The sequence below is a fragment of the Pseudoxanthomonas mexicana genome (assembly GCF_014397415.1).
Lineage (GTDB): Bacteria > Pseudomonadota > Gammaproteobacteria > Xanthomonadales > Xanthomonadaceae > Pseudoxanthomonas_A > Pseudoxanthomonas_A mexicana.
The window spans coordinates 273,696-296,132 of sequence record NZ_CP060731.1 but is presented as its reverse complement, the minus strand read 5'-3'; the positions used below and the strand labels follow the sequence as shown (position 1 = coordinate 296,132).

The 22,437-nt window shown below is 69.5% G+C and carries 22 protein-coding genes, 1 tRNA gene and 1 pseudogene; 13 read left to right on the top strand and 11 right to left on the bottom strand.

Annotation, left to right across the window (positions count from 1 at the left end; all coding sequences use genetic code 11):
- Positions 1–5 precede the first annotated feature (5 nt).
- Genes IAE60_RS01445 through IAE60_RS01435 form a run of 3 tightly spaced genes read left to right on the top strand, consistent with a single transcriptional unit; the run spans position 6 to position 4,638 of the window.
- Positions 6–3,113 carry an efflux RND transporter permease subunit gene (locus IAE60_RS01445; RefSeq protein WP_187573586.1) on the top strand — a complete coding sequence of 1,036 codons (3,108 nt, stop codon included), beginning with the start codon at positions 6–8 and terminating at the stop codon, positions 3,111–3,113.
- Entirely contained in the window at positions 3,110–3,412 is a 303-nt protein-coding gene (locus IAE60_RS01440; RefSeq protein ID WP_187573585.1) for a DUF3240 family protein, read from the top strand. Before IAE60_RS01445 ends, IAE60_RS01440 begins: the two co-directional genes overlap by 4 nt.
- On the top strand, positions 3,409–4,638 hold the full coding sequence (locus IAE60_RS01435; RefSeq protein WP_187573584.1) for a TolC family protein: 1,230 nt from the start codon (positions 3,409–3,411) through the stop codon (positions 4,636–4,638). The genes IAE60_RS01440 and IAE60_RS01435 overlap by 4 nt, the downstream gene beginning before the upstream one ends.
- A 130-nt stretch (positions 4,639–4,768) precedes the next feature.
- Here the strand turns inward: IAE60_RS01435 and IAE60_RS01430 are convergent.
- A tRNA-Met gene (locus IAE60_RS01430) sits at positions 4,769–4,845 on the bottom strand.
- Positions 4,846–4,961: 116 nt separating this feature from the next.
- On the opposite strand from IAE60_RS01430, the gene IAE60_RS01425 reads away from it, so the two are divergent.
- The 3 genes from IAE60_RS01425 (at position 4,962) to bfr (ending at position 6,436) form a co-directional block, all read left to right on the top strand.
- Positions 4,962–5,564, top strand: a complete 603-nt coding sequence (locus tag IAE60_RS01425; RefSeq protein ID WP_187573583.1) for an RNA pyrophosphohydrolase — start codon at positions 4,962–4,964, stop codon at positions 5,562–5,564.
- 67 nt (positions 5,565–5,631) lie between these two features.
- Complete coding sequence (locus tag IAE60_RS01420; protein ID WP_162111469.1) at positions 5,632–5,844, top strand: (2Fe-2S)-binding protein; 213 nt, start codon at positions 5,632–5,634, stop codon at positions 5,842–5,844.
- 121 nt (positions 5,845–5,965) lie between these two features.
- Complete coding sequence (bfr, locus tag IAE60_RS01415) at positions 5,966–6,436, top strand: bacterioferritin (RefSeq protein ID WP_162111468.1); 471 nt, start codon at positions 5,966–5,968, stop codon at positions 6,434–6,436.
- Positions 6,437–6,513: 77 nt separating this feature from the next.
- Here the strand turns inward: bfr and IAE60_RS01410 are convergent.
- The 3 genes and pseudogenes from IAE60_RS01410 to IAE60_RS01400 form a co-directional block, all read right to left on the bottom strand.
- Positions 6,514–8,907 (bottom strand): annotated as a pseudogene (locus IAE60_RS01410) (hybrid sensor histidine kinase/response regulator); the annotation flags it as partial.
- A gap of 29 nt (positions 8,908–8,936) precedes the next feature.
- Entirely contained in the window at positions 8,937–10,835 is a 1,899-nt protein-coding gene (locus IAE60_RS01405; protein ID WP_187573581.1) for an EAL domain-containing protein, read from the bottom strand.
- Between the two features lie 85 nt (positions 10,836–10,920).
- Positions 10,921–11,541, bottom strand: coding sequence for a DUF4126 domain-containing protein (locus tag IAE60_RS01400; protein WP_187573580.1), 621 nt, complete (start codon positions 11,539–11,541; stop codon positions 10,921–10,923).
- A 98-nt stretch (positions 11,542–11,639) separates the two neighbouring features.
- Between IAE60_RS01400 and IAE60_RS01395 the strand changes: the two genes are divergently transcribed.
- From IAE60_RS01395 to IAE60_RS01370, 6 genes are read left to right on the top strand one after another with little or no spacing between them, the layout of a single operon-like run.
- On the top strand, positions 11,640–12,374 hold the full coding sequence (locus IAE60_RS01395; RefSeq protein ID WP_187573579.1) for a DUF6776 family protein: 735 nt from the start codon (positions 11,640–11,642) through the stop codon (positions 12,372–12,374).
- Position 12,375: 1 nt separating this feature from the next.
- Entirely contained in the window at positions 12,376–12,801 is a 426-nt protein-coding gene (locus tag IAE60_RS01390) for a bactofilin family protein (RefSeq protein ID WP_185894336.1), read from the top strand.
- A gap of 46 nt (positions 12,802–12,847) precedes the next feature.
- The gene (locus tag IAE60_RS01385; RefSeq protein ID WP_185894335.1) at positions 12,848–13,576 is read left to right on the top strand and encodes a DUF6776 family protein; all 729 of its coding nucleotides are present in this window, start codon (positions 12,848–12,850) and stop codon (positions 13,574–13,576) included.
- 37 nt (positions 13,577–13,613) lie between these two features.
- A complete protein-coding gene (gene erpA / locus IAE60_RS01380) occupies positions 13,614–14,000 on the top strand; it encodes an iron-sulfur cluster insertion protein ErpA (protein WP_185894334.1) in 387 nt (128 codons plus the stop codon).
- Positions 14,001–14,020: 20 nt separating this feature from the next.
- Positions 14,021–14,974: an NAD(+) diphosphatase gene (nudC, locus tag IAE60_RS01375; RefSeq protein ID WP_244966626.1), complete on the top strand. Its 954-nt coding sequence runs from the start codon at positions 14,021–14,023 to the stop codon at positions 14,972–14,974.
- Between the two features lie 39 nt (positions 14,975–15,013).
- Positions 15,014–15,910: a regulatory signaling modulator protein AmpE gene (locus tag IAE60_RS01370; RefSeq protein ID WP_187573578.1), complete on the top strand. Its 897-nt coding sequence runs from the start codon at positions 15,014–15,016 to the stop codon at positions 15,908–15,910.
- A gap of 59 nt (positions 15,911–15,969) precedes the next feature.
- Here the strand turns inward: IAE60_RS01370 and IAE60_RS01365 are convergent, their stop codons facing one another.
- The 5 genes from IAE60_RS01365 to IAE60_RS01345 form a co-directional block, all read right to left on the bottom strand.
- Positions 15,970–16,239: a CD225/dispanin family protein gene (locus tag IAE60_RS01365; RefSeq protein ID WP_185894332.1), complete on the bottom strand. Its 270-nt coding sequence runs from the start codon at positions 16,237–16,239 to the stop codon at positions 15,970–15,972.
- Positions 16,240–16,293: 54 nt separating this feature from the next.
- Positions 16,294–16,704, bottom strand: coding sequence for a DUF2752 domain-containing protein (locus IAE60_RS01360; RefSeq protein ID WP_185897104.1), 411 nt, complete (start codon positions 16,702–16,704; stop codon positions 16,294–16,296).
- Positions 16,704–17,039 (bottom strand): CD225/dispanin family protein, encoded by a 336-nt coding sequence (locus IAE60_RS01355; protein ID WP_162111174.1) that lies wholly within the window; start codon positions 17,037–17,039, stop codon positions 16,704–16,706. The genes IAE60_RS01360 and IAE60_RS01355 overlap by 1 nt, the downstream gene beginning before the upstream one ends.
- Before the next feature lie 43 nt (positions 17,040–17,082).
- A complete protein-coding gene (locus IAE60_RS01350; protein WP_185894331.1) occupies positions 17,083–17,370 on the bottom strand; it encodes a CD225/dispanin family protein in 288 nt (95 codons plus the stop codon).
- A 116-nt stretch (positions 17,371–17,486) separates the two neighbouring features.
- Entirely contained in the window at positions 17,487–19,385 is a 1,899-nt protein-coding gene (locus IAE60_RS01345) for an MFS transporter (RefSeq protein WP_187573577.1), read from the bottom strand.
- A gap of 142 nt (positions 19,386–19,527) precedes the next feature.
- Between IAE60_RS01345 and IAE60_RS01340 the strand changes: the two genes are divergently transcribed.
- Positions 19,528–20,634 carry an NADH:flavin oxidoreductase/NADH oxidase gene (locus tag IAE60_RS01340; protein WP_187573576.1) on the top strand — a complete coding sequence of 369 codons (1,107 nt, stop codon included), beginning with the start codon at positions 19,528–19,530 and terminating at the stop codon, positions 20,632–20,634.
- Between the two features lie 3 nt (positions 20,635–20,637).
- Here IAE60_RS01340 and purD read toward each other — a convergent pair whose 3' ends face one another.
- Together purD and IAE60_RS01330 are read right to left on the bottom strand one after the other, a co-directional pair.
- Positions 20,638–21,930: a phosphoribosylamine--glycine ligase gene (gene purD / locus IAE60_RS01335; RefSeq protein ID WP_187573575.1), complete on the bottom strand. Its 1,293-nt coding sequence runs from the start codon at positions 21,928–21,930 to the stop codon at positions 20,638–20,640.
- 29 nt (positions 21,931–21,959) lie between these two features.
- Complete coding sequence (locus tag IAE60_RS01330) at positions 21,960–22,373, bottom strand: hypothetical protein (RefSeq protein WP_187573574.1); 414 nt, start codon at positions 22,371–22,373, stop codon at positions 21,960–21,962.
- Positions 22,374–22,437 lie beyond the last annotated feature (64 nt).

Below are 22,437 nucleotides of genomic sequence, written 5' to 3'. Positions count from 1 at the left end.
TCGCCGTGCTCGCACGCCTGATCGAGTTCTCGCTGCGCCAGCGCCTGCTGGTCCTGCTGGTTGCGTTCGGCATCGCGGCAGCTGGCATGATCGCCTTCGGCCGCCTGCCGATCGATGCGTTTCCCGACATCTCGCCCACCCAGGTGAAGATGGTGCTCAAGGCGCCCGGGATGACGCCCGAGGAAGTCGAGGCGCGGGTCATCGGTCCGCTGGAAATGGAGTTGCTGGGCGTGCCGCGCGCCGTGATGCTGCGGTCCACGTCCAAGTACGCCATCGCCGACATCACGCTGGATTTCGCAGAAGGGACGGACATCTACTGGGCGAGACAGCAGGTGGCCGAGCGCTACGGCAACGTCGTCCCGCTGCTGCCCGCTGATGTGGGCGGAGGTCTTGCGCCGATCTCCACCCCGCTGTCGGACGTCTACATGTTCACCGTCGAGGGCGGCAACCTGAGTCTGCAGGAGCGCCGCAGCCTGCTCGACTGGACCCTGCGTCCGGCCCTGCGCACGCTGCCCGGCGTGGCGGACGTGAACGTGCTGGGTGGCCATGCGCGCAGCTTCGTGGTGGTGCCGGACCGCGTCCGCTTGGCCGCGACCGGCTTGCGCCTGCGCGATATCGCCGATGCGCTCGAGCGGAACAACCGGAACGACGGCGCGGGCCGCCTGCGGGCCGGCGAATCGGCCTTGATCGTCCGCGCCGAAGGCGCACTGCGTTCGCTCGAGGACATCGGCAACGTCGTGGTGCGCGCCGGCATGCCGCCGATCCGGATCAGGGACGTCGCACAGGTGAAGGTGGACGCATTGACGCGCTATGGCGCGGTGGCCAAGGATGGCGAGGACGAGGCGGTGCAGGGCATCGTCGTCGCGCTGCGGGGTACCGACGCTTCGCAGCTGATAGCGCGTGTCGAGGCGCGCCTGGCCGAGCTCGGGCCAAGCCTGCCCGCTGGCGTCCGGATCGTGCCGTTCTACAACCGCAGTGCGCTGATCGAACGCGCGGTTGGAACGGTGACCCGCGCGCTGATGGAGGCCACCGTACTGGTGGTGATCCTGTTGCTGCTGTTCCTGGGCGAGTGGCGCGCCTCGGTGGTGGTCGCTTCCATGCTGCCGTTCGCCTCCTTGTTCACCTTCCTGCTGATGCAGTTGACCGGTCAAAGCGCCAACCTGATGAGCCTGGGTGGCTTGGCGATCGCCATCGGCATGTTGGTGGATGCGGCGGTGGTGGTGGTGGAGAACACCGTGGCCCGGCTCGGCCCCGAGGCCGCCGGCGCGCATCTGCCGCGTCTCCACCGGGTCTACGCGGCGGCGCGCGAGGTGGCCACGCCGGTGGCCGCAGGCATGCTGATCATCGTACTGACCTTCCTGCCGCTGCTGACCCTGGAAGGACTGGAGGGCAAGCTGTTCAGTCCGGTCGCGTTGACCATCGTGTTCGCGCTCGGGGCGTCGTTGCTGTTGTCCTTGACCTTCGTGCCCGTGGTGGCCTCGTTCGTCCTGAAAGAGCATGCACACAGCGAACCATGGCTGATGCGGAAGATCGACGGCTTCTACCGGCCGCTGCTGGACAAGGTGTTGGCCAGGCCGGGCATGGCTTTCATCGGGGCAGGGCTGGCGCTGGTGCTGGGCGTCGTCGGCTATTTGGGCGTTGGCAAGAGTTTCATGCCGACCATGGATGAGGGCGACATCCTGGTGCAGTTGCAGAAATCGCCCTCCATTTCACTCGAGCGGTCGGTGGAGCTGGACATCGCGGTTGGGCGTGCGCTTCGCAACCTGCCCGAGGTCGACCACGTGGTGTCGCGCGTCGGGTCCGATGAGTTGGGTCTGGATCCGATGGGCCTGAACGAGACCGACATGTTCCTGAAGCTCAAGCCGAAAAGCGAGTGGCGCGAGCCGGACAAGGGCTGGTTGATCGAGCAGATCCGTCGGAAGCTCATCGAGTTTCCCGGCATCGAGTACGGCTTCACCCAGCCTATCGAGATGCGTGTTTCGGAGATGCTCACCGGCAGCCGCGGCGACCTGGCCATCAAGGTGTTCGGTCCCGACCTTGGGGTGCTGGGTGATCTTGCCACGCGCGTGGCGGCAACCGTGGAGAAGGTGCCGGGTGCGCGTGATGTGCTGACCCAGACGACCGAGGGCGTGGACTACCTCAAGCTCGACATCAATGCCGCCGCCGCGGGGCGCTACGGGTTGTCGGTGGCCGATGTGCAGGATGAGCTGCGTGCGCAGGTCGAGGGCGTGGCGGCGGGGCATGTCATCGAGCCGGACCGGCGCACGCCGATACTCGTTCGCGGAGGCGATGAGGTGCGGATGTCCGCCGAACGCTTCGCTCGCATCCAGATCAGCCTGCCCGAGGGCGGTGAGGTACCGTTATCGGCGCTGGCCCGGATCCGGCCTGGCAGTGGTCCCGTCAAGATCGGGCGGGAGGGCGGCGCGCGCTTCGCCCTGGTGCAGGCCAATGTGGACGGGCGCGACCTGGTCGGATTCGTGGATGAGGCCAAGCGAGCCGTGGCGTCCCGGATCGCACTTCCCGCAGGCTACTCGCTGCAGTGGGGCGGACAATTCGAGAACCAGCAGCGTGCAGCCGCGCGCCTGGGACTGGTGGTGCCGGTGGCGCTGGGCCTGATCTTCGTGGTGCTGTTCATGACGTTCGGCTCGGCCAGGCAGGCGCTGCTCATCCTGTGCAATGTCCCCTTCGCGCTGGTGGGTGGCGTGCTTGCACTATGGATGTCCGGCCAGTATCTGTCGGTGCCGGCTTCGGTGGGCTTCATCGCGCTGCTCGGGGTGGCCGTGCTCAACGGCCTGGTGCTGGTGACCCAGTTCAACCAGCTCCATGCACAGGGATTGCCGATGCAGCGAGTGGTGCGCGAGGGCGCATGGCGGCGAGTGCGTCCGGTGATGATGACGGCCAGCATTACCGCACTGGGTCTGGTGCCGCTGTTGCTCGCGTCGGGGCCGGGCTCGGAAATCCAGCGCCCCCTCGCGATCGTGGTGGTCGGTGGGCTGGTATCGGCCACGGCGCTCACCTTGCTGCTGATGCCGTTGCTGTACTACCGATTCGGTCAGCCCGATACCCTGCGCGCGCACGATGGCATCGCACCCGTTGAAGGAGCCACGGCATGAGCTTGCTGCGTCTGAGCGTGCTGTTTCCGCCAGGGCTGGAAGAGCCCATCACCGAAGCGATCAGCGCGGATGCCTCGATGCCCGGGTTCACCTTGCTGCATGCCGAGGGTCATAGCAGCGATTTCAGCCGCGCTTCCAGCGCGGAGCAGGTGCGTGGACGGATCCAGCGGCGGGTGCTGTGGATGGTGGTGGAGGCCGATCGCGTCGAGGACGTACTTCAATTGTTGCGTACGCATGTGGATTCCCACGACGTGCGTTGGTGGACCGAACCTGTGCTGGCGATGGGAAGGCTAGGATGAAGATCGTGCTTCTGGTGCTGCTGTCCCTCGTCGTCTCGCCTGTGCACGCAGCGCAATGGCTGCCGAATCCCCTGCGCGTCGCCCAGGCTATCGGCGCGCAACCGGAAGTGCAGGCTGCCCGTGCCCGGCTCGACGCGGCACGGGCGCAGGCCCGCGCCCGTGCGGTGGGTCCTCATGAGGTCACTGCAAGCGCCATCGTCCAGCAGCGCAACGTCGACGAGGCCGAAGGCGGGCGTGGCTATCGCGAATACGAGGTGCAGGTGGGGCGCGCCTTCCGGCTGCCGGGCAAGGTGGCGTTGGACCGCAGCATCGGTGAGTTGGGCGTGCTGGCTGCGGAGTTGCGCCTGGACGATGCGCGCCACCAGGCGGCCCGCCGACTCCTGGACGGCTGGACGGCCTGGTTGCGCGCCGACGCACAGCGCAGGGAGCTGGATGCCCAATTGCAGGCCCTGCGGCGGGAGCACGCTGCGCTGGGGCGTCGCGTACAGGTAGGCGATGCCGCGCAGAAGGATCTCGATCTGCTGGGAGTGGATCTGGCCCAGGCCGAGGCGCAGCACTTGGCGGCCAGCAGTGCGGTGGACGTCGCGCGGCAGGCGCTGACGACCGATTTTCCGTCGTTGCCGCTGCCGGCGCGGGTTCCCGAGGTGACGGTCCCGCAACCGCTGACGGAGCCCGCTGAGGTCTGGGCTCGGCGCATCGTCGAGCGGAGTCACGAGATCGCCGCCCTCGAAGCCGATGCCGCCCAGGCCGATGCCCTTGCTGCGCGCAGTCGCGCCGACCGCTTCGCCGACCCCACCATCGGCCTGCGCCTGATGAATGATCGCGGCGGCGCCGAACAGGCGCTCGGCGTGGTGGTGTCCGTACCGATCGGCGGGCGGTACCGCAGCGCCACCGCGGCCGCGGAATCCGCCGCGGCCGCGGCACTGCATGGCGACGCCGCCGCCCTGCACCGCGACATCCGTCGCGAGGCGGAGCGAAGCGTCGAAGCCGTACGCGTCCGATACGCGCAGTGGCAGGCCCAGCGCCGTGCATGGGACGCCAGCCAAGCTGCCAGCCAGCGCGTGCATCGCGGTTGGCAGCTGGGCGAACTCCCGCTGTCGGACTGGTTGATGGCCGAGCGGATGCAGCGCCAGATTGCATTGAACGAGACTGAAGCGCGTATTGCGGCCGAGGAAGCCCGTCTTCGCGTCCTCGTGGACAGCCATGAGCTCTGGCACGACGAATGACGGGGTGGGACGCCGGAGTCGCGGCGATCGGCATCGTGGGGGTCGCCCGTGACCGGCAGCTCCCGTCCCGGCAACAAAAAACCCGCCTCTCGGCGGGTTTCTCTCAACGCGTTGATTCCGCTCGGGAATCTGGTGGCTATGGGTGGACTCGAACCACCGACCCCAGCATTATGAGTGCTGTGCTCTAACCGGCTGAGCTACATAGCCGCGTGAACCGCGTATTCTTCATTTCGACCCCCTGCCTGTCAAGCAGGGCGGCCGCGCTTGTCGCCTGCAGCGGGGCGTGGCAGAGTCGGGGACAGTAGATTTCAGGAGTCCGCATCGTGATCGATCCGGACGGCTACCGACCCAATGTCGGCATCGTGTTGATGCGGCCCGATGGCCGGGTGTTCTGGGCACGGCGCGTGCGCCGGGATGGCTGGCAGTTCCCGCAGGGCGGCATGAACACGGACGAGACCCCGGTCGAGGCCATGTACCGCGAGTTGCGCGAAGAAACCGGCCTGCTGCCCGAACATGTCGAAGTTCTGGGCGTCACGCCCGGCTGGCTGCGCTATCGCCTGCCGCCCCGCGCCATCCGCCGCAATGAACGCCAGGTCTGCATCGGCCAGAAGCAGGTCTGGTTCCTGCTGCGCCTGATCGGCGACGAAGCCCACCTGCGGCTGGATCTGACCGAAAGCCCCGAGTTCGACCACTGGCGCTGGGTGGACTTCTGGTACCCGCTGGAACACGTGGTGATCTTCAAGCGCCGCGTCTATGCCCGTGCCCTGGGCCACCTGGCCACCTTCGCCCGCTCCGTGGCCGGCCCCCAGGCCATCCCTGCCGCCTTGCCCGCTGCCGCCCCCCGCGTGCCGGACGGGCCGCGTCGTCGTGGCCGCGACCGGCCCGCACGTAAACGGGGCGGGACCGGCGAACCTGCCAAGAATTGACAATCATTCTCATTCAAGGTGGAATGGTCGCGGGCCACCCCGTGCTCGCCGTCCTGCCGCCGACACCGTGTACGTCTGCATCTGCAATGGCGTGACCGACCGCCAGATCCGAGAAGCCGCCGCCGCCGGGTGCGCCACCGTGGCCGAACTCACCATGCGGACCGGCGCCGGCGCCACCTGCGGCAGCTGCCTGGAGATGGCGGCGGACATCCTGCAGGCGGCGCAACCGGCCCCGCGCGAGTCGCTGCTCCCGATCCTCACCCTGTCGAACGCCGCCTGACGCGGCCAGCCGCGCCGCCGTCGGCGGGTCCCTGCGCGCCAAGATGATCACGATTCGCGTTCCGGCACCGGGGTCGTGCGCGGGCTAACCTGTGCCGTCCATCCGCCCACGGAGCATGGCCATGAAAGGCGACGCCAAGGTCATCGAGTACCTCAACAAGGCGCTCTACAACGAGCTGACCGCGATCAACCAGTACTTCCTGCACGCCAAGATGCTGAAGAACTGGGGCTTCAAGGAACTGGCCGAGCACGAGTACAAGGAATCCATCGACGAGATGAAGCACGCCGACAAGCTGTCGGAGCGCATCCTGTTCCTCGATGGGCTGCCCAATTTCCAGGCGCTGGGCAAGCTGCGCATCGGCGAGACGCCGCGCGAGATCCTCGAGTGCGACCTGGCGCTGGAACAGGAAGCGCTGCCGCCGCTGCGCGAAGCGATCGCCTATTGCGAATCGGTGGCCGACTACGTCAGCCGGCAGCTGTTCGTGGACATCCTGGATTCGGAAGAGGAACACATCGACTGGCTGGAAACCCAGCTGTCGGTGATCGACCGCATCGGCGAGCCGAACTACCTGTTGACCAAGCTCGACGACTGAGGCGTTGCCGACGCCGGCTGCACCGGTGACGGCGGCCGCGCCTGCGGCGGCACCGGCAGCAGCGGCCGGCCCAGCTGCTGCGCCGCATAGCCCTGCAGCGCCATGCGCGCGCGCGCGTATTCGGCGATGACCAGCGCCACGGCGACGGCCGGGCGTTCCAGCTTGCGCGCACGCGCGCCCAGTTCCACCCGCTTGGCGGCGGCGGACAGGGCCATCGCACCGACGTTGGCGCTGGAGGACTTCAGCGTGTGCGCGGCATCGCGCATGGCGTCCAGGTCCGGCACCGCCGCGGCCTTCTCCAAGGTACCGATCAGGCGCGGCGCATCCTCCAGGAAGATGGTGATGATGCGCGTGGTCTCGTCGCCCGCGATCTCGCGCAGTTCCTCCAGCATGGTCTGGTCCAGCACCGGGAAGCTCGGCGCCGGCGCGCGCGCGGTGGCGACCGCGGGGGGCGGCGGGGCCGGTTCGGCGGGCGGGACCAAGGCTGCGTTGCGCAGCACGAAATTCATGCGGTCCGGCAGCCAGCGATGCAGGCACCCTTCCAGCTGTTCGCGCGAGACCGGCTTGGCCAGGTAATCATCCATGCCCGCGTCCAGGCAGCGCTGGCGGTCGCCGGCCATTGCGTTGGCGGTCATCGCCACGATGGGCAGGCGGGCGCCGTCGGCGCGCTCGGCTTCCAGTTCGCGCCAGCGGCGCGTCGCGGCGTAGCCGTCCAGCACCGGCATCTGGCAGTCCATCAGCACCAGGTCGAACGCATCGGCCTGCATGCGCTTCAGGGCCAGGTCGCCGTTTGCGGCGGTGTCGCAGTTGAAGCCCAGCGCGGCCAGCAGCTTCTGCGCCACCAGCAGGTTGACCGGGTTGTCCTCCACCAGCAGCAGGCGCGGCTCGGTGCGCATGGCGCTGACGATGGCGGGTTCCGGGGCCGCCGCAGCCGGTTCGACGACGGCGGGCGTGGTCACGGAAGCGGGGGGCTGCGGTGATGCGGAAGCATCGATGACGGGTGCGGCCTGGGCCGGCTCGCGCACAGGTTCCGGGAAGATCTCCTCCATCGTCGGCAGCAGGTCAGTCGCGTCCTGCTCCGGCGCAGCACCGGTGAGGGCCGCGCGCAGGTCCGCATCCGGCGACTGCCGCGACAGCTGCGTGCTGCGCGGCTGCAGTTCGGTCGGCACGGCCTCGTCGCCGTACAGCCACACCAGCCGCAGCGCGTCCGGCGAGGGCCGTCGCGCGATCGCCCGGTGCAGTGCCAGGGCGGTGCTGCGGATGCCGCCGATGTCCGCCAGCACGGCCAGGTAGTCCTGCTGTCCCTGCTCTCCGACCAGGCGCAGCCGATCCATCGCCTCCTGCGTGGTCTCCACCGCCACCGGCTGCATGCCCCAGTTGGTGGCCAGCAGGGTCAGGCGCTGGCGCAGGCGTGCATCGGGCGACACGATCAGCACCCGTCCGTGGTCCAGCGCGCCGTTGTCGCGCTGGCGCAGGTCGCCGATGACCTTCATCAGCGGCGCTTCGAACCAGAACGTCGAGCCGCGACCGACCTCGGACACCACGTCGATGCGCCCGCCCATCAGGTCGACGATGCGCCGGCAGATCGCCAGGCCCAGCCCGGTGCCGCCGTACAGGCGCGTGGTGGAGGCGTCGGCCTGGCTGAAGGAATGGAACAGGCGGTGGCGGGCATCCTCCTCGATGCCGATGCCGGTATCGCGCACCTCGAAGCGGAGCAGGTGCTGCGCCGCCGTCTCCCCCAGCCGGCGCACCACCAGCGTGACCGAACCGCGATCGGTGAACTTGATGGCGTTGCCCACCAGGTTGGTCAGCACCTGGCGCAGGCGCACCGGGTCGCCACGCACCGGCAGGCGCACGGCCGGGTCCAGCTGCAGACTCAGGCGCAGGCCCTTGTTCTCGGCCGGCCGATACATGAGCTGCAACACGCTGTCGAGCAGTTCGCGCAGGTTGAACCCGGTGATCTCCAGGTCCAGCTTGTTCGCTTCCAGCTTGGAGTAGTCGAGGATGTCGTCGACGATGCGCAGCAACTGGTGCGAGGAGGCGGTCGCCGTACTCAGCATCTCGCGCTGGTCCGGCGCCAGCGGCGCGCGCGACAGCATCTCCAGCATCGGCACGATGCCGTTGAGCGGCGTGCGGATCTCATGGCTCATCGTGGCCAGGAACTCGCCCTTCGCCATCGCGGCCGATTCGGCGGCCTGCTTGGCGCGCAGCAGCTCCTGTTCCAGGCGGTCGTGGCGCTGCAGGTCGCGCTGCAGACCGTCGCGTTCGGATTCGGCCATCGCCGCCCGCGCCTGGATGCCGGCCTGGAGGTGCGCCTGCGCACGCGACTGCAGCGCAGTCGCGATGGCGGACGCCAGGGCGCAGGCACCGCTGCCCAGGGCGACCGGCAGCCAAGGGCCCGCGATGCCGGCCTGCTGCAACCCGACCGACGCGAGCGATGCCGCGGCGAACGCGGCCGTCACCCAAGGCATCACCGGCGTCCGTCCGGCGGCGGGCATCGTTACAGCACCGCGTTGTGGAAGTCGAAGCCGAGTTCGCTGCCGACCGCCTGCACCAGGTTGCCCTGGATGAAGTCGACGCCGCCCATCCACATGGCCGCGGCGGCCTGCGGATCCTCGATCTGCTGGCCGATCACCTGCAGGCCCTGGCGGTGGGCGTTGTCGATGATCCCGCGCAGCTGGTCGCGCAACTGCATGTCGGCGTGGGCGCTGGCGTACTTGCTGGACACGCGCACGAAGCCCAGCGGCAACTGCGTGAGCAGCGCATCGGCTTCGGCGCCCGGCTCGAACTGGCTGAGGCAGAACTGCACGCCCGCCGGCATCAGCTGCTGGCAGAACTGGCGCAGGGTGACGGTGTGGATCAGCGCATCGGCCAGGCGCAGGTCGATGACCAGCGACGTGCCCTCGATGCCGCGCGCGCGCAGAGCGTCGAGCAGCCACTGCGCATGCGACTCGCGCGCCAGCGAGCGCGGCGACTGCGAAACGAACAGGCGCAGCGACGGGCCCTGGGCCTGCCGTTCGGCCAGCACGAACAGCGCGTGTTCCAGCACCCAGTGATCGATCTGGGCGATGCCGCCGGCCAGTTCGGCGGCGGGAATCACCTGCGAGGCGGGCAGCAGCGAGCCGTCGGGCTGGCGCATGCGCAGCAGCACCTGATACTGCGCCTGCTCGCTGCCGGCGACGGCCACGATGGGCTGATAGGCCAGCTCGAACTGCCCGTCCTCCAGCGAGATGCGCGGGGCATCGTCGTCGATCTCGGCCGGGACGTACTCGGCCACGCTGTCGGGCTTCAGCCGGGCCTGCAGCACCGCACGCTCGATCGCCTCCAGCGCACTGCCGGCGTCGGCGAAACCCAGCGACAGCGCGGTATAGCCCACCGAGCTGCGCAGCTTGAGCACTTCGTTGGCGCGGGTCTGGAAATCATGGCTGCCCAGCCCGTCGCGCAACTGCTGGGCCAGTGCCGGCAGCGTGCTTTCGTCCACGCCGTCGGCCAGCATCAGGAAGCTGTTGTCGTTCAGGCGCGCCACCGGGTGCGGCGACGCAGCGGCGGCCAGCTGGCGGCCCGCCTGGTTCATCAGGTGTTCGAACACCGCGTAGCCGTAGCGTTCGCGCAGGCTCAGCGCGCTGTTGACCTCGACGAAGAACAGACCGCCGCGCGACTGCCGCTGCAGCGAGTCGGCCAGGTGCTGCAGCACGAAGGTGCGCGTGGGCAGGCCGGTGTCGCTGTTGACCGAGGGGCGCGGGGCCTGCAGCGCCTGGGTGCGCTGGCGCGCGCGCTGGATGCGGTTGGAGACCGCCGCGATCAGGTGGCGTGGCCGGATCGGCTTGTTGAGGAAATCGTCGGCGCCGCTTTCCAGCACCTCGAACTGGCGCTCCGGGTCCGGGTCGCCGGTCAGGAACACGATCGGCAGGTGCAGGTATTCGGGCTGCTGGCGCAGCAGCATGGTCAGCGACATGCCGTCCTTGCCCGGCATGTGCAGGTCCATCAGCACCAGGTCGGGGCGGAAGCGGCGCATCGCGTCCAGCAGGCCGTCCGACTGCATCTGCACCTCGGCCTGCATGCCGGCGCCGTGCAGCACGCTCTGCGCGAACAGCGCCTGCCCGCGGTCGTCCTCGACGATCAGTACGCGGTACGGGGATTCGGGATCGACCGGCTCGGGGGCCTGGGGCGCGGCCGCGGCGGGCGCCTCCGTGGGCGGGGTGGCCGGCGCGGTGTCGACGGGGGGCTGCGGGAGGGAATTCATCGTGGGGGACTCTCCGGCATCGGGGGCCTCTTCCATGTCCTCGGGCGTGGCATCGCCCACCCAGCGGCGCCAATGATGCGCCGGCGGGGTTTCCGCACGCAGGCGCGAGCGCGAGGGCTCATCCTGCGGGCGGGACGTGGAATCGAGGACGGACATCAGGCTTCCCCAAGCTGAGCCCCATTATGCGATCAAGTTCACGGCCGAGGCAGGAGGGCCATGATCCCCGAAGCGCCGGCCCCTGTCACGGGCCGGAGGTCGGGGGTGTCGCCTGCGCCGAGGGCGCCGTCTGCAGCAGGCGCTTCAGTCCGCGCGCGACCTTGCGCCAGACCCACCACACCGCCACGGCGATCAGCAGCGACACCCCGATCACCAGACATAACGCAATCCAGGGGTGCGCAAAGGCCAACGCCAGCCCGCCGACCACCACGGCATCCTCGGTGACCGAGGCGGCCCAGTTGCTGACCGGTTCGGGCGAGGTGTTCATCAGCGCACGCGATCCGCTTTTCAGTACATGGCTGGTCAGGGCGATGCCGGCCCCCGCGGCCAGCGCGCCGCCGCTCAGCTGTCCGTCGGGCGACAGCGTGGCCGCGGCGAGGAAGGCGCCCGCCGGCACGCGGGCCAGGGTCTGCAGCAGGTCCCAGCCCGAATCCACGCCCGGGATCTTGTCGGCGAAGAACTCGGCCAGGGCCAGCGCACCGGAGGTGCCCAGCACCCACCAGGACTGGGTGGCCTGCAGCGCGGGCGGCAGGTCCAGCCAGCCGAGGGCGCCGGCCAGGCCCACGCCGAACACGGTGAGGTAGACGCGGATCCCGGCCATCCATGCCAACAGGATCCCAATTACGAAAAGATGCGCTTCGGACATCCCGGCCACTCCCGTTAGACTCGTGGGCTCGCGCCACTGCGGCGAGTATAGGGGTCCCGTCTGGCTGCCGGCTGAGCATCGCCCGCCGCCCGTCCGTCATGTCCGCACCTGTTCCTTCCCGCTTCCGGATCGTGCCTCGCGACGTGGCCGTACGCCGCCGCGGCACGTCGCTGTTGCTGGGCCTGGCCTGGCTCGCCAGCCTGGGCGCGGTCTGGTTCGTCGCCAGCCATACCGCGGCCCCACGCCTGGCGCAGGCCGATGCGGCGCGGGTGCGCGCGGAGCAGGCGTTGCAGGCGGCGCAGGCCGAGGCGCGCACACTGCGCCAGCGCGAATCCACCCTGGCCCGTTCCGACCAGATCAGCCGCGCCGCCAACGCCGAGGTCCAGGATGCGCTGGCCGAGCGCGACGAGGAAATCGCCGCACTGCGCGCCGACGTGGCCTTCTACGAGCGCCTGGTGGGATCGACCAGCCAGCGCAAGGGGCTCAGCGTGCATGTGGCCGAGTTCGCCCCGGAAGCCGGCGGCACCTGGCGTTACCAGATCATGCTGACGCAGACGCTCAACCGCGGCGCGATCAGCCAAGGGCAGATGCGTTTCAGCGTCGAGGGCGTGCGCGACGGCAAGCTCGCCGCCGTGCAGTGGGACGAACTGCACCAGCAGCGCGGCGCGCCCGGACAGACCTATTCCTTCCGTTATTTCCAGCAGTTGGACGGCAACGTGATGCTGCCGCACGGGTTCACGCCGCAACGCGTCAAGGTGACGCTGAACGGCGAGGACGCGGCGGTGGAGCAGGCCTTCGACTGGAAAACCGCCACAGCCGCAGGAGGCAAGTGAGATGTTCAAGCCCAAGCCCATCCGTCCCGACGTGGGCGCCATCGACACCCTGATCGGTCCCCAGGTCACCATCCGCGGCGACGTGATGTTCTGTGGTGGCCTGTACGTGGAAGGGCACATCCAGGGCAAGGTGATCGCCGAAGCCGGGGAACGCGCCGTGCTGACCCTGGCCGAGCAGGGCAGCATCGAGGGCGAGGTGCAGGCACCGGTGGTGGTGATCAACGGTCGCCTGACCGGCGACGTGCACGCGCACGAGCGCATCGAACTGGCGGGCAAGGCCCGCGTGCAGGGCAACCTGCACTACAAGGTGGTGGAGATGAGCGCGGGTGCGCAGCTGACCGGGCGCCTGGTGCATGCCGATGCCGTGCCCGCCGCGGGGCACGAGGGCGCGGTCCAGCCGGAAGCCTGGGCGGCCGCCGACGCCTGACCGGGCATTCAGAGCCTGCTGGGACCGGCCGCGCTATCCTGCGGCCATGAACGCCAGGCCCGCTCCGCCGACCGTGCCACCGCCCCGTTTCCGCAGGGGGCCGGTGATCGCCGGCATCGCCGTGGCCATCGCCCTGGTGCTGGGCGGCTGGGGCCTGTGGCGCGGGCTGGCAGGCGGCGCGGGCGATGACGCCACGCCTGCGCAGCTGCGCGCGCAGCAGCGCCGGATCGAATCGCTGGAACAGCAGGTGGCTACGCTGTCGCGCTCGGACCAGATCAGCCGCGACGCCAACCGCGACCTGCAGGCCACGCTGTCCGAACGCGACGAGGAAATCGCCGGCCTGCGCGCCGATGTGGCCTTCTACGAACGCTTCGTCGGTGCCACCGCCCAGCGCCGCGGTCTGTCCGTGCACGAACTGACCCTGCAGCCGCAGGACGAGCAGGCCTGGCACTTCACCGCCACGCTCACCCAGAACCTCAATCGCGGCGCCGTGAACGCCGGCCGCCTGCTGGTATCGGTGGAAGGCACCGAGGCCGGCAAGCTGCGCCGCCTGGCCTGGTCCGACCTGCGCCAGCAGCCGAATGCACCGGGCGTGCCTTACTCGTTCAAGTATTTCCAGCAGGTCGAAGGCGACCTGCTGCTGCCGCCTGGCTTCAAGCCCGTCCGGGTCATCGCGCGTGTGGTGCCACAGGGCGGCGCCGCGGTGGAACAGTCGTTCCCGTGGGCGCAGGCCGCGGCGAAGGAAGGCGCAGGCGAGGGCGCCGACACGCACTGAGCTTGAACTGACTTCCGCCAGCCCCCATCCTTCCGCCATGACCACCGTCGTCTCACTGCCCACCGCACCCGCCGCGCCCGACTACCAGTCGATCGACCGGCCGCTGAACTTCACGCCCGCCGCGGCGGCGAAGGTGCGCGAACTGATCCACGAAGAGGGCAGCGACAGCCTGGCGCTGCGCGTCTACATCCAGGGCGGCGGCTGTTCGGGCTTCCAGTACGGGTTCGAGTTCGACGAGAACCGCGCCGAGGACGACGTGGCCGTCGATACCGATGGCGTCTCGCTGCTGGTGGACCCGCTGAGCCTGCAGTACCTGATGGGCGCGGAAGTGGACTACAGCGAAAGCCTGCAGGGGGCGCAGTTCGTGATCCGCAACCCCAATGCCAAGACCACCTGCGGCTGCGGCAGCAGTTTCAGCATGTGAACCCCGGCCTGCCGCGTTCCGTGACAGGTCCGATCGCTCTCCCCGTTCCGCTGGCCGGCTTCGCCTTCGCAGGCGATACGCTGGATCGCGCCGATGCGCTGCGTGACGATGCCGAGGCGTTGGCGCGCCTGTGGCCGTCCGCGCGCGTGCTGCTGCTCGACGAGGACGGGCGTGCGCTGGCGGACGAGGCGGGCATGTTGTCCGCGATGTCGGGCGCGACGCTGGGCGGCGGCCCGGGAGCCAGCTTGTTCCTCGGCCTGAAGGACGGCGAGGCCTGGTTCGCCGCCGATGCGCGGCACCATCCGGTGGATGCGCCATCCCGGATCGACCTACGCCGCGCGGCGGCGGCATGGCCCGCCTTCGATTCGGGCGTTTTCGCCATGGCGCGCGCGCTGCTGCACTGGCAGTCCGCCACGCGCTTCTGCAGCGCCTGCGGCGGCGCCATCACGTTCCGGCGCGCGGGCTACATCGCCCATTGCACCCACTGCGGCAAGGACCACTATCCCCGCGTCGACCCGGCCGTGATCGTCGCCGTCAGCGATGGCGAGCGCCTGCTGCTGGGGCGGCAGGCGGCCTGGCCCCCCAGGCGCTACTCGGTGGTCGCCGGTTTCGTCGAGCCCGGCGAGACGCTGGAGCAGACCGTGGCGCGCGAGGTGCTGGAAGAGACACAGGTGCGCGTGCGGCATTGCCGCTATCTCGGTTCGCAACCCTGGCCGTTCCCCGGCGCGCTGATGCTCGGCTTCAGCGCGGTCGCCGAGCCCGACCCGCCGCAGGTCGATGGCGAGCTGGAGGACGCGCGCTGGTTCACCTTCGGGGAGATCGGCGCGGCGCTGGCCCGGGACGGCAACGACGACGGGGCCGGCCTGCTGCTGTCGCCTTCCATCTCCATCGCGCGCGCCCTGATCGAACATTGGCACGCCGGCATGCGGACGCGCCGCGTGGATGCGCCGACGCAAGCCGAGACCGGGCATTAACGGGCGGCGGGACTAGAATCCCCCTGCTGGAGGAACCGCATGTCGATCACGCTTGTCGCTGTCGTGCTGGCGCTGGTGCTGGGCCACGTGGCCCCTTCGCTGGTCGCGGCGTTCCGCCGGCACGCCTGGTACGACGCATGGCTGCGCTGGTTGGGCGAGGGCGGGCGCGGAAGTGCCGGATTCTGGGGTGGCCGCTACGGCATCGCGCTGGCGCTGGTGCCGGTGTTGCTGGTGGTCGCGCTGCTGCAGTGGCTGCTGGACGGGCCGCTGTACGGTCTGCCGGGCCTGCTGTTCGACATCGTGGTGCTGGTGTATGCCTGGGGTCCGCGTGATCTCGACGTGGATGTGGAAGCGATCATCGACGCGCACGATGCGCCCACGCGCCGCGCCGCCATCGCGCGCCTGGGCCTGACCGGCGAAGCGGCGGCGCTGGACGGTCCGGCGCTGGTCGAAGCGGTGTTCGCCAATGCCCTGCGCCGCTGGTTCGGCGTGCTGTTCTGGTTCCTGCTGCTGGGGCCGGTGGGGGCGCTGCTTTATCGCATGTCCTCGCTGGCCGTCGACGGCGAGTCGGCGACCGAACTGCCGGAACAGACCCGCGTGGGCGCACGCGCACTGGTCACCGCCCTGGACTGGCCGGTGGCCCAGCTGATGACGCTGGCGATGGCGCTGGTGGGCAACTTCGACACCGTGTTCTCGACCTGGCGCGAAGCGGGCGGCACGCAGTTCCGTCTGCACACCGGCTTCCTGGGCAGCGCCGCGCGCGCCAGCGTGCGCGGCGAACTGGCGGAAGAGGCCGAAGAGTACGCCGAGGAAGGCATGGTGCAGGCCATGCGTGAGCTGCCCGAACTGCGCGACGCGATGAGCCTGGTGTGGCGCATCCTGCTGCTGTGGCTGGCAGTGCTGGCGGTGTTCGTGATCGGCGGCTGGGTGGGCTGACCCGGGACATGAAAAGGCCCGCCGAAGCGGGCCTTTCCATCGCAGGCTTGGCTGCCCGGTTACTGCGAGAGCGCCGCCATGCCGCCCATCGCGAAGATGAAGATGATGTAGAGCACGACCAGGGACACGCCGGCGATCGCCGACCACATGGCCCACTTCTTCGCCTTGTCCGAGGCTTCCTGTGCGCCCGCGACGTCGCCGGCGGCCAGCTTGCCGTTGACCTGCGCGGCGAACACGATCGAGACGATGCCCAGCGGCAGGCAGCAGAACAGCGTGGACAGGATCGCCCACACGAGATGATTGGGGACGTAGGACGGGCTGGTGTTCAAGCGAAGGATCTCCGGGTGGATGGAGTGGAAGGAAAGGGTAGCCGCGTGCGCTGCTCAGCCCGGGGCCAGCATCGAGAAGGGGAACCAGGGCAGGTTGCGCGCGATCCAGTAGGCCGGCAGCAGGACCAGCCAGAACCGCGGCGCCAGCAGGACGCGCATGACGGGCTCCAGCGTGCGCGGGCGCCAGCCCTGTCCGTGCGCGATCATCATCGGGATGGCCGGCAGCAGCAGCATGGCGAGCGGGTTCATCGAGAACGCGCGCGCCAGATCGCCGTGGACCAGCGCATGCAGCGCGCGGGTCAGCCCGCAGCCGACGCAGAAATAGCCGGTCAACGCACGGAACATGCAGCCGGGGAACGGGCTGTGCGCCGCGTTCGGATCGAATTCCCGCAACAGCCAGACGCCGACGGCGGCCGCAAGGGCCGCCGCCGTCAGTGCCAGATAGTGCGGGGCACGCAGTGCGATCACTGCGACTGCTGGATCTGTTCCATCATCATCATGTACTGCTCCATGCCGCCGGTGGCGAACATGGCGATGTTGATCAGCAGGCCGATGATGGCGAACGCCGTGGCGACCCAGCACCAGGTCTTGGCATTGGCCGACGCGCGCTGCGCGCCTTCCAGGTCGCCCTGGTTGAGCTTGCCGTTCACCTGCGACGAGAACACGATGGCCACGATGCCGATCAGGCCGAGCGGGCAGCACAGGCAGGTGGCCAGCACCGTCGACACGATGGCCCATGCGAGGTGATTGGGCACGTTGCCCGGTGCGGTGGTCGGAGGCATGGGAGGTACGGCGCTCATGCAGGCGTTCCTTGTGAAGAGTGGAGAGATCGTGCGAGCCGGCTCACATGCCGCTCAGGCCGCCCAATAGTGCCAGACCGCCGAACAAAAAGAACCACAGCGCGATCAGGATGGGCGCGATCAGCGCCGATGCGATGGCCCAGTTCAACGCCTTGCGCGAGGCCTCCTGCGCGCCGGCCAGATCGCCTGCGGCGCGCTTGCCGTCCACCTGCGCGGCGAACACGATGGAGACGATGCCCAGCGGCAGGCAGCAGAACAGCGTGCTGAGGATGGCCCACACCAGATGGTTGGGAACATAGGGGCCTGGCGTGGCGGGCGGGATGGCGCTCATGACGGTTCTCTTGCGGCAGGAAGACGGACGGGAACGTCCACCGCAGGCGGCAGGCACGTGTAGCGAACGAGGATCCCCGCGGACAGCCTAGCCGGGATGGCGGCCGGGTGGAAGCATCACGCCGCGTCGCCGCGCAGCGCGCGCACGCGGGCCTCCAGTACATCGGCGGTGGCCGTCGCGCCGTCCATCGGCTCGCCCGCCATCACCTCCACGTGCGCGCGGAAGCGGCGCGGCACGCGCATGCGGCCCAGGCGCGTATCGCGCCGGCTCCACATGCTGGTCCACATCCCCTTCAGGGCCATCGGCACCACCGGTACCGGGCGGCGTTCCAGGATCTTCTCCACGCCGGACTTGAACGCGGCGATCTCGCCGTCCTTCGTCAGCGCGCCTTCGGGGAAGATGCCCACGATCTCGCCCGCCGCCAGCGCCGCGTCGATCTCCTCGAACGCGCGGCGCATCAGCTCCGGATCCTCCTTCGCGCCGGCGATGGGAATCGCCTTGGCGGTGCGGAAGATCCAGCTCATCACCGGGATGTTGAAGATCCTGTAGTACATGACGAACCGCACCGGACGCGGAATGGTGGCGGCCAGGATCAGCGCGTCCATGTAGCTGACGTGGTTGCACACGATCAGCGCCGGGCCCTCGTCCGGCACGTTCTTCTCGATGCCGTGCAGGCGCAGCCGGTACAGCGTGCGCACCAGCAGCCAGCTGAGGAAGCGCATCAGGAACTCGGGCACGATCGTGAAGATCCAGATCGCCACCACGGCGTTGGCGATCGCCAGCGCCAGGAACATCTGCGGGCTGCTCCAGCCCAGCCCGCGCTGCAGGGCCAGGCCGGCCAGTGCGGCCAGCACGATGAAGCCCGAGTTCTGGATGTTCAGTGCGGCGAACACGCGCGCCATCTGCGAGGCGTGCGTGCGGCTCTGGATCAACGCGAACAGCGGCACCACGAAGATGCCGGTGAACAGGCCGATCCCCAGCAGGTCCACGATGAGGCGCACGCTGCCGGGCTGGCGCAGGAACTGCGCCAGGTCCAACCCGCCCACGGGCGCCAGGCCGGGTCGCGCGAAATACAGGTCCAGCAGGAACGCGCTCATGCCGAACGCGCCCACCGGCACCAGGCCGATCTCGACCGTGCGGCCGGACAGCTTTTCGCACAGCAGCGAACCCACGCCGGTGCCGATGGAGAACAGCGCCAGCGCGAACACGTACAGCGTGGCCGAATCGGCCGGCCCGCCCAGGTGGAGCTGTGCGTAGGTCGGCAGCTGCGAGGTCAGCAGGGTGCCGAAGAACCAGAACCACGACACGCCCAGGATTGCGTTGCGCACGGCCAGTTGCTGCTTGGCCATGCGCAGCACCGCCAGCGACTCGGGAATCGGATTCCAGTGCACCTTCAGGTCGGGCGCGCCCGCGTCCATGCGCGGGATCATCCGCGACAGCACGTTGCCGAGCACGGCGAGCAGCACGATGGCGATGGCGGCGGCCTGCGGGCCATGCGCGCCGGCCACCTGGAAGATCATGCCGCCGGCGATCATGCCGCACAGGATCGAAATGGAGGTGCCCATCTCGACCAGGCCGTTGCCGCCGGTCAGCTCCTCCGGCTTGAGGATCGCCGGCAGCACCGAATATTTCACCGGCCCGAACAGCGTGGACTGCACGCCGGTGCAGAACAGCGCCACCAGCAACACAGGCAGGTTCTGCAGCAGGAAGCCCACGGCCGCCAGCGACATGATCACGATCTCCATGGTGGTGGTGATCACGATCAGGCGCTGCTTCTCCAGCTTCTCGGCGATCTGGCCGGCGATGGCGGAGAACAGGAAGTACGGCAGGATGAAGATCGCGGGCGCCACGATGGCGTACAGCGCGCGGTCCTCGGTGCTCGCGCCCAGGAAGATCAGCAGGCCGATGATGGCCTGCCGGTACACGTTGTCGTTGAAGGCGCCCAGGGCCTGGACGGTGAAGTAAGGCAGGAACCGCCGTTGTGTCAGCAGCGAGAACTGGCTGTAGCCGGACATGCGCCCTCCGTGGGTTGCGCGCAGCCTAGCAAATCGCGGTGACGCTGCCAGCCGTCGCGCCCGACAGTGTTCCGTTTGCGGCGTTGATGCCGACCGGGAGCGGGCGGATAGTGGCGCCCCCACGTCCCTGATGCCCCTTGCCATGAGCCGTCTGTTCTCGCCGCTCGATTTCGGGCCGCTGCGCCTGTCCAACCGCATCGTCATCGCGCCGATGTGCCAGTACTCCGCGGAGGAGGGGCGGGCCACCGACTGGCATGCCTTCCATTGGCCCAACCTCGCCCAGTCCGGTGCCGGGCTGGCGATCGTCGAGGCCACCGCGGTGTTGCCGGAGGGCCGCATCAGCTGGGCGGACCTGGGCCTGTGGGACGACACCACCGAGGCCGCGTTCGCCCGGGCGCTGGCGGCGACGCGCCGCTATTCGAAGATGCCGCTGGGCGTGCAGCTGGCGCACGCGGGGCGCAAGGCATCCACGCATCGCCCCTGGGAACACGGCGGCGCGCAGATCCCGCCGGAAGCGCCGCACGGCTGGCAGACGGTGTCGGCATCGCCGCTTCCCTACAGCGCAGGCCAGCATCCGCCGCACGCATTGGACCAGGCGGGCATCGACGCCGTCATCGCCGCCTTCGCCGCAAGCGCGCGCCGGGCGGTACGCCTGGGCCTGGACCTGATCGAGATCCACGCCGCGCACGGCTACCTGCTGCACCAGTTCCTGTCGCCGTTGAGCAACCAGCGCGACGACGCCTACGGTGGTTCGCTGGAGAACCGCATGCGCCTGCTGCTGCAGGTGTTCGATGCGGTGAAGGCCGCGGTGCCGGCCTCGATGGCGGTCGGCGTGCGCATCTCCGCCACCGACTGGGTCGACGGCGGCTGGGACCTGGCGCAGAGCCTCGTGCTGGCGAAGGCGCTGGAGGCGCGCGGCAGCCACTTCCTCCATGTGTCCAGCGGCGGCCTGCATCCGGCGCAGAAGATCGAACTGGCGCCCGGCTACCAGGTGCCGTTCGCCGAGGCGATCAAGCGCGAGGTGGGCATGCCGGTGATCGCCGTCGGCCTGATCACCACGCCGCAGCAGGCGGAAGGCATCCTGCAGCAGGCGCAGGCCGATGCGGTCGGGATCGCCCGCGGCATCCTCTACGACCCGCGCTGGCCCTGGCACGCAGCCGCGGCGCTGGGCGAGCGGATCGCCATCGCGCCGCAGTACCTGCGCAGCGCGCCTCGCGAGTACGCGGCGAGCTTCGTGCAGGCCCCGTAGGGCTCAGGCGTCCGCGCGTTCGCGCGCGATCGCGCGCCAGCCGATGTCGGTGCGGTGGAACTCGTTCGTCCATCGCACCTTCGCGACGCCCGCGTACGCGTTGCGCTGCGCATCGGAGACCGACTCGCCCAGCGCGGCCACGCACAGCACGCGCCCGCCGGCGCTGACGACGCGGCCTTCCGCATCCAGTGCCGTGCCGGCATGGAAGACCTTGGCCGTCGCGGGCACGTCGTCCAGTCCGACGATCACGTCGCCGGTCCGCGGCGCGTCCGGGTACGGCGCGGCGGCCATCACTACGCCCAGCGACGGGCGCGGGTCCCACTGCGCCCCGGTCGCCTCGAGCTTGCCGTCGATCGCCGCTTCCACCAGGTCCACCAGGTCCGACTGCAGGCGCAGCATCACCGGCTGCGTTTCCGGGTCTCCGAAGCGCACGTTGAATTCGATGACCTTGGGCGCACCGCTGGCATCGATCATCAGGCCGGCATACAGGAAGCCGGTGAACGGCACGCCATCGGCGATCATGCCCTGCACGGTGGGGTTCACCACCTCGCGCATGACCCGCGCATGCACCTCGGGGGTCACCACGGGCGCGGGCGAATAGGCGCCCATGCCGCCGGTGTTGGGCCCGGTGTCGCCGTCGCCGACGCGCTTGTGGTCCTGGCTGGTGGCCATCGGCAGCGCGGTGGCGCCATCGACCATCGAGATGAAGCTGGCTTCCTCGCCCTCGAGGAATTCCTCGATCACCACGCGCGCGCCGGCATCGCCGAAGGCGTTGCCCGACAGCATGTCGCGCACCGCGGCCTCGGCTTCGTCCAGCGTCATCGCCACGATCACGCCCTTGCCCGCCGCCAGGCCATCGGCCTTCACGACGATCGGCGCGCCTTTCTCGCGGATGTAGGCCAGCGCCGCGTCGACATCGGTATGCACGGCATAGAACGCGGTGGGAATGCCGTGGCGTGCCAGGAAGTCCTTGGCGAAGGCCTTGCTGCCTTCCAGCTGCGCGGCGGCCGCCGTGGGGCCGAAGATGCGCTGGCCCGCCAGGCGGAAACGATCCACCACGCCCGCCACCAGCGGCACTTCCGGGCCGACCACGGTCAGGCCCACGCCTTCATCCTGCGCCAGCGTCAGCAGGCCCTCGATATCGGTGACCTTGATCGCGACGTTGCGGCATTTCGTCTCCGTCGCCGTGCCCGCATTGCCGGGCGCGACGATCACCTCGTCCACGCGCGGCGACTGCGCCAGTTTCCATGCCAGGGCGTGTTCGCGACCGCCGGAACCGATGACCAGGACTTTCAAGGGGCATTCCTCATGCAGGGATGGCGCGATCACGCCGGCGGCGCCGGGCACTCGCTTACGGGAAGTTCGGTTTCGAAGAACAGCGTGTCGTGGCGGTCGACGAAACGGCGCACCAGCACGGCATCGGTGCCCAGCAGCGGCTGCACGGCGGGCAGCGCGCAGAGCGATGCCATCTGCTGCTGCTCGCTCTGGCGTAGCGCGTCGAACCCGGGCACCTGCCGGGTCTTGTCCGCATCGCCCGTCGGGCTGCGTACCAGCAGCACCAGGCGGTCGCCTTCGACCGACACCGATTCGGTCACCAGATCCTCGAAGTAGGGCGCGGGCAGGGTGCGTGCGAGGGTGTCGCGTGCCTGCTGCAGGGCGCGCGGCGTGTCCTGGCAGCCGGTCATTGCGGACAGGCTGGCCAGCAGCACCAGCAGGGCGGGATACCGTCGCTTCGTCATGGGCATGCGTGCTCCGGCAAGGATCGGGCGAGAGTGAATGCGTCGTGGCAGGCGACCGCCGCGT

What these genes read in the sequence shown, in the direction of transcription:
- IAE60_RS01440 (WP_187573585.1), top strand. Translation starts at nt 3,110, where the DNA reads ATGAGCTTGCTGCGTCTGAGCGTGCTGTTTCCGCCAGGGCTGGAAGAG.
- IAE60_RS01435 (WP_187573584.1), top strand. Translation starts at nt 3,409, where the DNA reads ATGAAGATCGTGCTTCTGGTGCTGCTGTCCCTCGTCGTCTCGCCTGTG.
- bfr (WP_162111468.1), top strand. Translation starts at nt 5,966, where the DNA reads ATGAAAGGCGACGCCAAGGTCATCGAGTACCTCAACAAGGCGCTCTAC.
- IAE60_RS01405 (WP_187573581.1), bottom strand. Translation starts at nt 10,835, where the DNA reads ATGTCCGTCCTCGATTCCACGTCCCGCCCGCAGGATGAGCCCTCGCGC.
- IAE60_RS01400 (WP_187573580.1), bottom strand. Translation starts at nt 11,541, where the DNA reads ATGTCCGAAGCGCATCTTTTCGTAATTGGGATCCTGTTGGCATGGATG.
- IAE60_RS01395 (WP_187573579.1), top strand. Translation starts at nt 11,640, where the DNA reads ATGTCCGCACCTGTTCCTTCCCGCTTCCGGATCGTGCCTCGCGACGTG.
- IAE60_RS01390 (WP_185894336.1), top strand. Translation starts at nt 12,376, where the DNA reads ATGTTCAAGCCCAAGCCCATCCGTCCCGACGTGGGCGCCATCGACACC.
- IAE60_RS01385 (WP_185894335.1), top strand. Translation starts at nt 12,848, where the DNA reads ATGAACGCCAGGCCCGCTCCGCCGACCGTGCCACCGCCCCGTTTCCGC.
- erpA (WP_185894334.1), top strand. Translation starts at nt 13,614, where the DNA reads ATGACCACCGTCGTCTCACTGCCCACCGCACCCGCCGCGCCCGACTAC.
- IAE60_RS01370 (WP_187573578.1), top strand. Translation starts at nt 15,014, where the DNA reads ATGTCGATCACGCTTGTCGCTGTCGTGCTGGCGCTGGTGCTGGGCCAC.
- IAE60_RS01355 (WP_162111174.1), bottom strand. Translation starts at nt 17,039, where the DNA reads ATGAGCGCCGTACCTCCCATGCCTCCGACCACCGCACCGGGCAACGTG.
- IAE60_RS01350 (WP_185894331.1), bottom strand. Translation starts at nt 17,370, where the DNA reads ATGAGCGCCATCCCGCCCGCCACGCCAGGCCCCTATGTTCCCAACCAT.
- IAE60_RS01345 (WP_187573577.1), bottom strand. Translation starts at nt 19,385, where the DNA reads ATGTCCGGCTACAGCCAGTTCTCGCTGCTGACACAACGGCGGTTCCTG.
- IAE60_RS01340 (WP_187573576.1), top strand. Translation starts at nt 19,528, where the DNA reads ATGAGCCGTCTGTTCTCGCCGCTCGATTTCGGGCCGCTGCGCCTGTCC.
- IAE60_RS01330 (WP_187573574.1), bottom strand. Translation starts at nt 22,373, where the DNA reads ATGACGAAGCGACGGTATCCCGCCCTGCTGGTGCTGCTGGCCAGCCTG.